The sequence below is a fragment of the Christiangramia fulva genome, assembly GCF_003024155.1.
Taxonomy (GTDB): Bacteria; Bacteroidota; Bacteroidia; order Flavobacteriales; family Flavobacteriaceae; genus Christiangramia; species Christiangramia fulva.
On record NZ_CP028136.1, the window covers coordinates 95,590 to 108,674 of the forward strand.

Consider the following 13,085-nt stretch of genomic DNA (forward strand, 5'->3'; position numbering starts at 1 on the left):
AAAAACTTAAAGATGAATAATATTTTAATCAGCATTTTAGGTCCCACGGCCATTGGGAAAACTGCACTTTCCATTGAGCTTGCGAGACATTTTAAAACCGATATCATTTCAGCCGATTCACGGCAGTTTTTTAAGGAAATGCATATCGGCACTGCTGTTCCCGAACCGGAAGAACTGGCGGCGGCTCCACATCATTTTATTCAGCATCTTTCAGTTGAAGAAGACTATTCAGTAGGTGATTTTGAAAGGGAAGCCATTGAAAAAATTACTGATCTCTTTAAGAAACACCGGGTCGTGGTAATGGCTGGCGGCAGCGGATTATATATTAAAGCCATCACCGAAGGACTTGATGATTTTCCGGAAGTCGACCCTTCCATTCGCGAAAAACTGAATGAAAATCTACAAAAAAAAGGACTCGACTGGCTTCAGAAACGTTTGTATATTCTTGATCCTGAATATTACAAAACTGCCGATGTACAGAATCCGCATCGGGTAATAAGAGCCCTGGAAATCTGTTTGGCCACGGGAAAGCCTTTTTCGTCTTTTCTGAATAAAAATAGATCTGAAAGGGAATTTGAAACCATCAAAATTGGCCTTACTGCCGAGCGCAGCATCATTTATGACCGAATAAACCGAAGAGTGGATAAAATGATCGAAAACGGACTTGTTGAAGAGGCCCGGAAACTTTATCCTAAAAGAGATCTGAATGCACTGAACACCGTGGGTTACAAAGAACTCTTTAATTATTTTGACGGAATTTGGACCTTAGAAACTGCAATTTCTGAAATTAAGAAAAACACCCGCAGATTTGCCAAAAGACAGCTAACCTGGTTTCGAAAAGACGAAGAAATACACTGGTTCGACTATAAAACCCCTCCGAAAGTAATTATTGCTTTTATTGAAAGAACTCAACGCTTATAGATCAATCTACGAATAACCTTTCCTTTATTGGTAATGATATTAAGCACGTAAACTCCTTCCTCAAGGGGAATGAGAATCATTTCATAAGAGTTTTCTTCTGTTGTAAAAGCCTTTGAAGAGATAAACCTGCCGCGATTATCAAAAACCTCTATCCGGGAAATACTAATATCTGCCGGCGTGGCGACCTTAAACTCCCCGGAATTGGGATTGGGATAAATAAAGATATAATCTGAACCCTGTCCCGGTTTATCGCAAATTCCGGCTTCGGCGAATACTTTCACCACTACCTGCGCATGGCTTATGTTTCCGTTGTTGTCTTCCGCGGTGACCTCAACGGTATTTTCTCCCAGATCCATACAGGTAAACACATATTTGCTAAGCGTATAGGTAACTTTTCCATCGCAGTTGTCATAAGAGCCGTTATTGATACCTGCAAAATCTATCGTGGCCACACCCTGCTCATTGAGATCTATACCTATATTTTTTACTTTGAGAACCGGAGCTTTTTCATCAACCACCTGCACCCTGATTTCACAGGAACCGTTGTTCCTTCCAGAATAGGAAAGAACTATCGTATTTTCCCCAATATCATCACAGCTAAATAATTGCTGACTCACAGAAAGTTCACTGCCATCGGCATTTCCAAAATACAGATCCTCCATATTGAGAGCTGCTTCTCCGTCTTCATCGAGGGCAAGCACCACCTCCTGCGCACAGGTAAAATCCCCGAAATCATCGGGAACTACGGTAATGGTGACCATCGCGGTTTCAGAATTATTCTGGCCGTCGCTAACATGATAGGTAAAGAAATCCTGCCCGAAAAAGCCTGTTTCGGGAGTATATTCAAATGAACCGTCTTCATTTAACTGCAGATCGCCGTGGGAAACATCGGTATCGAGTATGGCGGTGATAGGATCAGATTCAGGATCGCTGTCGTTCTTAAGAACTCCCTCAGATGAATTTACGTTTAGCCCTACTCCCTCTAAAGTCTCATAATTATCGTCCCTTGCAGTTGGAGGCTGGTTCCCCTGTCGGTCAACGATCACCTTTACCGTAGTTTCACAGATCCCACTGTTTCCGGCCTCATCGGTTGCAGTTAGGATTACCGGAACTTCCCCTTCATCACTGGCGGTAAATTGGGTGATATTCATGCTGAAAGAAAGGCTCTCACTGCAGTTGTCATAACTGCCATTATCGAGTTCGGCCGCATCCAAAGTAATTGTCTCCCCTTCCTGAAGGTTTATTTCATATCCATTTTTACAGATCACCACAGGATCCATCTTATCGCTGAGATTAAGAGTAAAGGAACAGGTAGCCTTTTCCCCATCTTTTTCCACGCTCAGTTCGATCTCTGTATTTTCACTGGTGATGATCGTTCCTGGTGACGGCGACTGACTTACCTGTAATCCGTTGCCATTGATCACCTCAGCTTCCCCGGTAAAATCGGGTAATTCAAAAGCGCAGTTCTCATCGAATGAAAATTCTTTATCACCCGGACAATTGATGGCCAGGTTTTCCACGATATTTATTTGCAGCTGAAAAGTGCAGAAATCAGAATTACCGGCATCATCTACCGCGGTTATTTTAATTTCGGTATCAGAAGTCACTTCGGTTCCCTCTGCGGGTTCCTGGATAATTTGGGACATTCCGCAGTTATCGCTAACGGTTACCTGGGAGGTATAATCGGGCAAGGAATAAGTGGTATTTGGAGCTATACTGACGGTTTGATTGCCGGGACAGTCGATCATGGGATCGGTATCATCTTTAAACTCCAGATACACATTGCAATTATCGGTTTTATCATTATAGGTGGCGGTCACGGTGATATAAGGATCGGAATTAGGGTCGATTAAGGCCCCCGCTTCAGGATCCTGAGTGATCACAGCTCCCGACGGACTATAAGAGAGAATTTCAGAAAAATCAGGTACAAAATATTCACAATTTTCATTGGAATACACGCTGTAATTCGTGATACAGTCGATTTTTGGAGCTTCGGCTTCTTCAAGATTAACCATAAATGAGCAACTGCTTTCATTACCTGATCCATCTACTGCATATAAAGTAACTTCTGTAGTTTGATATATTACCGTTTGCACATCAGGCTCCTGCTTTAAACTGGCTACATAGCAATTATCATTGTAGGTAGCCTGCAGCACGTAATTAGGTAACTTAAAACCTTCTCCTGCTGCTACTATTTCCGTTTGATCACCAGGACAGTTTATCGTGGGAAGAATATTATCCTCAGCAATTAATTTTACTTCACAGGTTGCTGTTTGATCCTCAAATTTAGCTGTAATTGTTAGCGTAAGTGAACCATGTACCTCAAAACCAGCTCCTATACTTTGGGTAACATTTGCCTCTGGAATATTTGTCTCTATTGTTTTGGCTATATCAGGAATGAGGTACGCACAATTATCATCTACCTCGAAAGTCTGAGCACCAGGACAGTTAAGAATTTCCAGCTTGGTTTCTTTAAAAAACTCTATTTTAAAATTACATCCCGACTGATTATTTTTTTCGTCTAAAACAGTAAGTTCTACTGTAGTATCCTTGTCTATAATGGTCCCCATTTTGGGAGTTTGGGTAATCGTAAAGCTTTCTGAACAATTATCTGTTATTACTATGTCAGCAGTAAAATCAGGAATTTGGTATTCTTTCTTATCGGTATAAGGAACTTTTATAGTTTCTGGACAAGTTACGGTCGGTGGGATTTGATCTTCCAAATCTACCGGAAAGGAACATTCTCCAACTTTATCACCACCTTCGCCATCAAAAACTTCGATGGTGACATTTAATATATTCCCCGACCTTGTGGAGCTCTGCACAAAATACGGAGTTGAAGTAAAATGTTGAAAATTTGTGATTTTACCCGAATAATCCGGAACTATATAATCACAATTTTCATCCAATTCCAGTACGGTTCTCTGATTGGGGTCAGGACAATCGAAAGTTGGTGATTCGGCTGAAGCTTTAACGGTAACTATGAAAGAGCAGGTACTTGAATTACTAAAATTATCAGTTGCCTGATAGGTCACCTTTGTATCACCTATTGGGAACTGACTCCCTGAAGCAAGACCGTCTATTAATTCTAAAGTATATCCACAAGCATCTGAAGCTGTAGGAGCGGAATAAGTTACCGTTGCATAATTTTTCCCAGGATCGGTATTCTGTTCGAAACTATTCGGACATGTAATTTCTGGAGGTGTTATATCGAATGCAGGTGTACGTTGATAGATTTCAAGGTCAAATTCTAACTTTGATGGTGCGAAAGTGTGTATTCTAATGAAACCAATTTTTTCATCAACATGAGTTCCGAAAATTTCAGAATCATCAATATACATCCTGTCACAATGATTAAATGCTATATCTAAAGGGAAGTGGATTTCTTCTTTATAAAAAGTTTTAAATTGATAATTTGGGGAGAATATTTTTACACCAAAAACCTGATCTTGAACTGCATCATACAATGTATGAGCAACACCATACAAATAAAAAAAATCATCCGTGGAAGTTATAAATTTACCAAAATCTATTCTCCCTGCATATTCGATAACATGAATAAAATCGAAATCATCGATTACAACGCTACCCGGAGATTGAATATTAGATAATTTCCCTTTTGGGGATAAATTAGAATCAAAAATATACACACCAGGGCTTCCTCCTCCTTCCTGGCTAACATATACATTCCCTTTCGAATCGTTGGCAATTCTATAAGGAAGTGTAACATTATTATTTACCTTAATTGCGGCCCCGGTTGCCTTATCAACTATACGGATTCTGCTGGAAGGTGTACTTTCTGGCCCTTTTTTTCCATCATTATATTCAGCTATATAAACATAATTTTCATCTACATCAATTCCCATTGGCCTGAAATAAGAGGTAAGAATTGATCTAATATAGTTTCCATTGGAATCATAGATTTTAACCTGACCATTATCCGCCCATGTATCACCTCCCGCAAAAAAATCAGCTATATAAATAAAACCATCTTCATCTACAGCAATATCAAAAGGGCTACTTAATCCGGTAATGAAATTTGATTTTACCAAATTTCCATCTGCATCTCTTTTTTGAACTCCACTTCCAAAAGTAAGTACATATACAAAGTTTTGTGGTCCTGTAGCAATCGCTATGGTGAGATCATCAGAATTCAGCTCACTCGTGCTTACAGTAGGTAAATCTACATGACTTAGGTGAGTATAAGTGGGAGATGTATTTTGGGGGGTTTGTGCCTGAATAGACTTTAAAATAAAGAGAAAAAAAACTAAAAAGAAAACAAGGCAATTCTTTAATGAAAAGCCCGCGCTACCACATTTTCGGTCTTCTTTTTTCACAATCAGGGCATTTGGAATGCCGTAAAGATAAGATTTGTAAGAAAACAGGTCTTAATTTTATGTGAAGTTTCACAAATATCTATGCTTCAGGTATATGCGAAGATATGCCGGTAAGCCGGCGGGAGTATAATTTTTCTTAAGGTCATGCCGCGTCACGGCTTCCTTCCGTGACGCAACATTTCCCGGGAAACTGAATATTCTGGATTCTATGCTTCGGTTTCTTCCTTGTTTTTTACTACAAGTCTAAAGCCTTCTCCGTGGATATTCAGTATTTCCACATTTTCGTCTTTTTTAAGATACTTTCTAAGCTTGGCGATATACACATCCATACTTCTGGAAGTAAAATAGTTATCGTCTCTCCAGATCTTGGTAAGTGCCAGCTCTCTTGGCATTAGATCATTTTCATGTAAAGCCAGTAATCTTAGCAATTCGTTCTCTTTAGGTGATAATTTTTGAGGTTCTTCATCCCTGAAGGTCAAAAATCTCAATTTTGAATTCAGGTGAAAATCACCGATCTCAAATTCGAACTGCTTGCTGTCAGCCACGCTGTCGGTCGCCTTACGCTGCATGATCGCCTTGATCTTCATCAACAGCACTTCGCTGTCGAAGGGTTTGTTTAGATAATCATCAGCTCCAACCTTATATCCTTTAAGAACATCTTCCTTCATCGCCTTGGCGGTAAGGAAAATGATCGGAATTTCCTCATTTTTATCTCTTATTTCCTTGGCCAGCGTGAATCCGTCTTTATAAGGCATCATCACATCGAGAATGCAAAGATCGAAATCGTCTTTTTTGAATTTTTCGAATCCTTCCATTCCGTTTTTCGCATGAGTGACCTCATAATCATTCATGGCCAGGTAATCTTTTAGAACCGTTCCGAAATTCGGATCGTCTTCTACTAATAGAATTTTCTTGTTTTCAGTTTCCATATATTTAAGATATTAGTGGTAGTTTAATTGTAAAGGTGCTTCCTTTTCCTTTTTCGCTCATTACCGAGATCTCACCGTGATGATCTTCAATTATCTGCCGGGCGTAGGCCAATCCGAGGCCGTGTCCCTTCACATTATGAATATCGCCGGTATGTTCCCGGTAAAACTTATCGAATATTTTCTTTTGTACCTGCTTGCTCATCCCCGTTCCCTGATCACGGATTTCACAACAGATGTAATTTTTTACATTGCTGGTGTAGATATCGATCTTTGGCGGACCTTCGGAATATTTTATCGCGTTGTCCAAAATATTAACGATCACATTTGTAAAATGATCCCGGTTAGCCAGGATTGATGACCTTAAAGCACCAAAATGGGTTTGAAGGTAACCACCGCGATCTTCTACGATCAATTCTACATGGGTGATGGCATCTTCTATAATGTCATGCAACTGCTGCCTTTCCTTTTTCAGGTCCAGCTCATTCTTTTCAAGCTTTGAAATGCGCAAAACATTTTCTACCTGTGCGTGCATTCTCTTATTTTCGTCTTTTATCATCTGCAAATAACGGGCGACCTTTTCATCATCTGCAATGACCTTTGGATTCTTAATGGCGTCCAGCGCGAGGTTAATGGTCGCAATGGGCGTTTTGAACTCATGGGTCATATTATTGATAAAATCGGTCTTTATCTGCGAGATCTGTCGTTGTCTTATCAGTTGCGAAAGCGCACTGGAATACGCGATCACTATGATAAGGGTAAATATGATAGACAGACTTGCCATCAGGATCACTGAAGACAATACCTGTTCTTTTTTATTCGTAAAGTTCACCAGCAGCCGGTATCCGCTGCCTCCAACCCGGTCCATAAACAAAGGCACAGCATAGGTCGCAGGAAAGTTCAGATCAAAATTTTCAGAATGCAGATTTGTGGCTATTCCATTATTATAAACCGCGTATTCAAATTTGGAGCTGAGATCCCTGTCTTTCATTTCCTTCGTCAAAAGATTTTCTATGGTCTCTCCAGACACTCTTTGATGAATAGGCAGCCTTTGAACTTCTTCGGCAATCGCAGATCTCAGAATATCCTTTTCTACTTCCTCCATCCTGGAGATCTGTTCAATATGTGCGATTCGCTGACGCGCGCTTAGATTATTACCCTCAAGATCCTTATTCCTCATAATATCAGTCACCTTTTTTTTGATCATCTTGGTGAACTGGATACTGTCCTGGGCAAAATCAAGAAAACCCGAAGAAACCTTATAATCTTCTTCTAAAACTGTTTCAGTACTGAAGTAAGTTTCATTCTGGTTTGGGTCCTGGCCTGAATAAAAATATTCAGAAACGCTAACGTCATTTAGCCTGCTGTTGGTGCTATCAGGATTTTTTATCTGAAAATAATATTTTTCAAATTCGAGATTCTGAATTTCTTCGGACACATTTAACAGCACCTGTTTCGCCTCATACGAAAACTGCGCTTCCCTATCATCTATCGTGCTTTTGATCCAATATCCCTGAACGAAAATGATACCTATAAGGGATAAACTCATCAGGACTACGAGAAGGACAAAAAGCTTCTTGTTCATGCGTTCAAAAGTAATATTTTAACATTTAGAGCTTAAAGTGTTTAACCAAATGTTAACAGAACTTCTGCGAATTTTGACCTGCTTTTAAGATTTCAAAGTGAATATCCTTAACCTGTTCACGGCTATGGCCTAAATCTGTATTTTCAATAACAAAATCGGCAAGTTTAGATTTCCTTTCATCGTCCCACTGATTGTTCATTCGGTCGGCGATCTCTTCCGGGGAACTATTATCCCTTTTTTGAAGTCTTTTAATCCTGGTTTCCTTGGGAGCAGTGACCAGAATACTGAAATCTACCTTTTTATAAGCTCCCGTTTCAAACAGGATCGCGGCTTCATAAAGAACATAAGCTGCCTTTTGCCGGGCCTTCCATTCGTTGAAATCGTCAGCCACTGCGGGATGAATGATATTGTTTAATTTTTCAAGAAGGGCCTTGTCTTTAAAGACGCGTGAGGCGATAAGTTTTCTATCCGGAAGGCCATTTTTATAAGCTTCCTTTCCGAAGATTTCGATGATTTTATTTCTGATCTCTTCCGAAGTTTCCATCAGGCGTTTTCCGGCTTCATCGGCAATATAAACCGGCACCTCAAGCTCCCTGAAAAAACCTGCTATGGTCGTTTTTCCGCTGCCAATTCCGCCGGTGAGTCCTACCGTTATCATTTCTTGATCACAAATTGAATACGCCTTTCATTAAGCCTGACATTCGTGATAAAAGAAGGTTTTTCCACGATCTTGGCGATCATATAATCTTCGCCTTTATTCACTTCACTGTAATCGCACACCACCCGAAAATCGGCTGAAGTGATCTCTTCATACTGCCGCAGGTTTACCTGATAATAGACGATCACCGTCTTCGGGAAATAAACAAGGTTCATACCGGAAGGAACATTTATCACTTCAATGGGAATTTCGACACTTCCCTCGGTGAATTTTTCAATTTTCTGAAAGTAATTCACTGTATTATTATAAAAACTGAGCATTCCCAGGCCACTGGTATCGATCTTCACTTTTCCGCTAATATCCTGGTTGGCTTTATTTATGGTCAATTTGCGCGTGTACACACTATCAATGGTATCGATCATTCTTTCTGCACCACTTACCTTTACAGAATCAGGTTTAAGTTGAACGGGATTATCAGCCGAATAACCCACCGCATAGTTCACCTCAATGCGCGGGATCACCTTCAGCATTTTTTCCTTTTTCTTCTGAAAAGGGATCACGATCTCATCCTGAATGATATGCGATTTTTTAAAATCTATTCGTAATTCTTCTTCTATATGGCTCAGGTGATTTTCGATATAATAAACAAGCTGATGATCTTCTACCTCAGCCTGGGAAAGATCTATGGTCAGCTCCGGGTCGAAGATCTTATAATAGTAAATGCTGAACCCGGTTTCCTGAAGCTGAAGGTCTACATGATCTGGTCTATCTTCGGAAATGCTTTTATCGAGAGGCGGATTGATATAGTTAAGGGGAATTTCTATGGTTTGGGTGTAGGTCTTGGAAAACTGAACCAATACCCATACTATGGCTGAAAAAACCAGGAAAAAACTGAAGGTCTTTACACTGGACCTTTTAAATAATCGACGTTTTTTAAGCACTTTTAGTTTTTTTGAAAAACAATTGCGGAAACACCTCTTCAGGATTCCTATTTAAAATCCCTATTCTGAATACCGAAAGTAAAAACCCGTATCCGTATCCCGAAAACTGGACGATCACAGCCCTTAAGGCCATAAGCCCGGTATAAAGGCTTTTCGTCTTTATAGAAGCATCTATGACAATTACCGAAAAATAAATAATATAAACTCCTAAATAAAAAAAATATCCTGCCGTGGCCAGTCCCGCTGAAATGAGCAATCCGATCAAAAATAGCAGCGGAAACCAATAAGTGACATTTCCAGAACCAGGATGCCATTTGTTCAAAATTGGCCTTACCATACCGAATTTTTTTACCTGCACATAAAATTTTTGCCAGTCTATCCTACGCTTATGAAAAACTTTCGCTTCAGGGATCAGGCAGATATTAAACCTTTTTTCCTTCAACCTCAAACTCAAATCGGGATCTTCACCCGGATGTATGTTTCCAAAGCCGCCGCTCGCCTGAAAGGCTTCGCGGCTCAGGCCCATATTAAAACTTCGTGGCTGAAAACCCTCTTTTTTGCCTCCCCTGATTCCGCCGGTTGTAAAAAAAGAGGTCATACTGTAATCAATCGCCTTCTGGACCCGTGAAAAAGACTCGTGCGCGGCATCGGGGCCGCCAAAACAGTCACAGCTATTTTCATTCAGGAAAGCCTCCACTTCCTCTAAATAATCAGGCGGAAGAATAACATCTGAATCAAGGATAAGAAAATAATCACTTTTAGCCTTCAGCATCCCGAAATTTCGGGAATCCCCGGGACCGGAATTGGATTTATAGAAATAGTGAATATCCAGCTTCGGGGAATATTCTTCTGTGATCTTATCAGATTTCAGGTTAGAACCGTCTTCCACAACAATAACCTCAAAAGGAATATTTCCCCTGAGCTGAAGCATACTTTCCAGCAGTTCCCTGATCTCTTCAGGACGGTTGTAAACAGGAATAATAAAAGAATATTTGGGCTGCATGTGAAAAGCACTTCAAAAAGAACCGTCTAAAAATCATGAAAATCATTCTTATTTTAATCGGCAATTCCAGGATTTGATCCTCAGAAATCCAAAAACCGGTTTCAGATTAGAAATCACAGATTTTCAGACGATCCTCTTATTTATTTTTCTTCCTCGTTGCGGTCAAAGGCTTCCATTACCTCCTGGCTAACTCCCATATTTGAAAATCCGCCATCGTGATAAAGGTTCTGGAGAGTTACCTTTCTGGTAAGGTCAGAGAAAAGAGATACTGTATAATTAGCACATTCCTGGGCTGTTGCATTCCCAAGGGGAGACGTTTTTTCCGCGAAAGCGATAAATCCGCCAAAGCCTTTTACTCCCTGTCCAGCCGTAGTGGGCGTTGGAGATTGCGAAATTGTATTTACCCGCACCTTTTTATCTTTTCCGAAGAAATATCCGAAACTGCGAGCGATGGATTCCAGATAGGCTTTGTTATCGGCCATATCGTTATAATCAGGAAAAACGCGTTGTGCCGCCATATAGCTCAGGGCAACAATGCTTCCCCATTCATTCATCGCGTCTTTTTTGTAAAGCACCTGCATCACCTTATGAAAAGAAACCGCAGAAACATCCCAGCCTTTAGTGGTGAAATCGTAATTCATATCGGTGTAGTGATTCCCTTTTCGCACATTCACAGACATCCCGATGGAATGAAGCACAAAATCGATCTTCCCTCCCAGGATTTCCACAGATTTCTCTACTAGGTTCTCAAGATCTTCCACACTTGTTGCGTCGGCAGGAATGATCTCAGAACCCGTTTTCTCAGCAAGATCCTTGATATTCCCCATTCTCATGGCTATTGGCGCATTGGTAAGCACAAATTTACCTCCTTCGGCATGAACGGTTTCAGCAGTTTTCCAGGCGATCGAATTCTCATCAAGCGCACCGAAAATAATTCCTCTTTTCCCTTTCAACAGGTTATATGACATTTGATTTTATTTTATGGTTGTTGGTTTGTAAAGATAGCAAAGAAGTTTCATAATGGGAAAAACGATTCTCCGGCTTTCATTAATTCAGAAGAGCCCGGGCATGAGCAAGAGCTGAATCGGTTTTGGCATTTCCGCCAAGCATCAGGGCCAGTTCTTCGATTCGCTCATTTTCCTCCAGCCGAAGGATCTTTGTTTGCGTGGCCGTTTCACTGTCTTCTTTGAAAATTTTAAAATGAGTAGCGCCTTTTCCGGCGATCTGCGGAAGGTGGGTTATGGCGATCACCTGCATGGAATTGCCCATTCTTTTAAGGATTTCCCCCATCTTCTGAGCGATTTCACCCGAAACTCCCGTATCGATCTCATCAAAAATAATGGTAGGTAAATTGCTTTGAGCCGAAAGAATACTTTTTACAGCAAGCATGATCCTGGATAATTCTCCTCCCGAAGCTGCCTTTTTCATCTCCTTAAAACTGCCGCCTTTATTGGCCGCCAGGTACCATTCCAGTTTATCCCGGCCGTTGCTTAGAAATTCGCTTCCTTTTTCGAGCTCGATATTTAAACGTGCATTTGGCATCCCAAGGTCTTTTAAGATCTGCTCGGTTTGCTCGATAAATGCAGGGATTATTTTTTTCCGATTTTCGTGAAGAGTGTCGGCGATCTTTGAAACGACCTCTTTTTGAGCTTTGATTTCCTTTTCGATTTCAGAAACCATTGAATCGGCATTTTCGGTCACCGCGACCTTTTCGCGTAATTCACTCATGATCTGAAGCAGTTCTGCTATATCCCCCGCGTTATGCTTTTTCTGAAGGTTATAAATGGCCTGTAATTTCTGGTTGATGGTTTCCAGTTCTTCAGGATTGGCTTCTACCCTGTCCAGCGCAGCAGTCATCTCGGTCTCCAAATCGTCAAGTTCGATGATCACACTCTGGATACGCTCATGAAAAGCTTCATAAGCCGTAGAAAATTTGGAAATCCTGGCCAGGTGGGCACGCACTGCTTTAAGACTTTCAAGGCTACCAATTTCTTCCTGCTGCAGTAAATTTAGGGCAGAACTGAGGTTTTCGGTCAGTTCTTCCACATTATTCAACTCCTCATACCTCTCCTCGAGTTCCTCCTGCATACCTTCCTTTAAATTCGCCGCTTCCAGTTCTTTTAAAAGAAACAAGTTGTAATCGTATTCTTTAGCTGCAAGGGATTGTTCTTCTTTAAGTTCTTCAAGTCTTGCCAGCAGCGCCTTATATGTTTTCAGCTCCTTTTTATATTCAATGATCACCGATTCGTTCTTTGCGATAGTATCGATGACATTGAACTGGTATTCAGAATTTCCAAGGCTTAAGGTCTCATGCTGGCTATGAATATCGATAAGATAACTTCCCAGTTTTGAAAGCGCTGAAATGGTAACCGGTGTATCATTAATAAAGGCTCGTGATTTTCCCGAAGGAAGAATTTCCCGCCTTATGATACTGTTCGGTTCATAATCGAGATCTTCTTTTTTGAAAAAACTCTGAAGTTTATAATTTGTAATGCCGAAAACGCCTTCGATCACACATTTTTTCTCCGGATCCCTGATGGAACTGAAATCGGCGCGATCACCCAAAAGCAATCCTAAAGCCCCAAGCATGATAGATTTTCCCGCACCGGTTTCCCCGGTGATAATGGTAAAACCGTTTTCCAGGCGAATATTGATATCTTCAATAAGCGCGTAATTTTTTATCGAAAGAGATGTGAGCAAATCGCTAAAATTTG

The 13,085-nt window shown here is 40.7% G+C and carries 9 protein-coding genes; 1 reads left to right on the forward strand and 8 read right to left on the reverse strand.

Annotated features, from left to right (window positions below; all coding sequences use genetic code 11):
- The first annotated feature begins 12 nt into the window (after positions 1-12).
- Entirely contained in the window at positions 13-921 is a 909-nt protein-coding gene (miaA, locus tag C7S20_RS00455; RefSeq protein ID WP_107010651.1) for a tRNA (adenosine(37)-N6)-dimethylallyltransferase MiaA, read from the forward strand.
- On the opposite strand, the gene C7S20_RS00460 is transcribed toward miaA, so the two are convergent.
- The 8 genes from C7S20_RS00460 to recN all read right to left on the reverse strand — a co-directional run bounded on the left by C7S20_RS00460 (position 909) and on the right by recN (position 13,071).
- The gene (locus C7S20_RS00460; protein WP_107010652.1) at positions 909-5,258 is read right to left on the reverse strand and encodes an HYR domain-containing protein; all 4,350 of its coding nucleotides are present in this window, start codon (positions 5,256-5,258) and stop codon (positions 909-911) included. The two genes, miaA and C7S20_RS00460, sit on opposite strands and share 13 nt — an antisense overlap.
- A 206-nt stretch (positions 5,259-5,464) precedes the next feature.
- Entirely contained in the window at positions 5,465-6,187 is a 723-nt protein-coding gene (locus C7S20_RS00465; protein WP_083642999.1) for a response regulator transcription factor, read from the reverse strand.
- 4 nt (positions 6,188-6,191) lie between these two features.
- Complete coding sequence (locus C7S20_RS00470; protein ID WP_107010653.1) at positions 6,192-7,769, reverse strand: sensor histidine kinase; 1,578 nt, start codon at positions 7,767-7,769, stop codon at positions 6,192-6,194.
- 52 nt (positions 7,770-7,821) lie between these two features.
- Positions 7,822-8,427 carry a dephospho-CoA kinase gene (gene coaE, locus C7S20_RS00475; RefSeq protein WP_107010654.1) on the reverse strand — a complete coding sequence of 202 codons (606 nt, stop codon included), beginning with the start codon at positions 8,425-8,427 and terminating at the stop codon, positions 7,822-7,824.
- A complete protein-coding gene (locus C7S20_RS00480; RefSeq protein ID WP_107010655.1) occupies positions 8,424-9,368 on the reverse strand; it encodes a YbbR-like domain-containing protein in 945 nt (314 codons plus the stop codon). Before C7S20_RS00480 ends, coaE begins: the two co-directional genes overlap by 4 nt.
- On the reverse strand, positions 9,361-10,371 hold the full coding sequence (locus C7S20_RS00485; protein WP_107010656.1) for a glycosyltransferase family 2 protein: 1,011 nt from the start codon (positions 10,369-10,371) through the stop codon (positions 9,361-9,363). Before C7S20_RS00485 ends, C7S20_RS00480 begins: the two co-directional genes overlap by 8 nt.
- Before the next feature lie 140 nt (positions 10,372-10,511).
- Positions 10,512-11,339 carry an enoyl-ACP reductase FabI gene (locus C7S20_RS00490; RefSeq protein WP_107010657.1) on the reverse strand — a complete coding sequence of 276 codons (828 nt, stop codon included), beginning with the start codon at positions 11,337-11,339 and terminating at the stop codon, positions 10,512-10,514.
- A 79-nt stretch (positions 11,340-11,418) separates the two neighbouring features.
- A complete protein-coding gene (gene recN / locus C7S20_RS00495) occupies positions 11,419-13,071 on the reverse strand; it encodes a DNA repair protein RecN (protein WP_107010658.1) in 1,653 nt (550 codons plus the stop codon).
- Positions 13,072-13,085 lie beyond the last annotated feature (14 nt).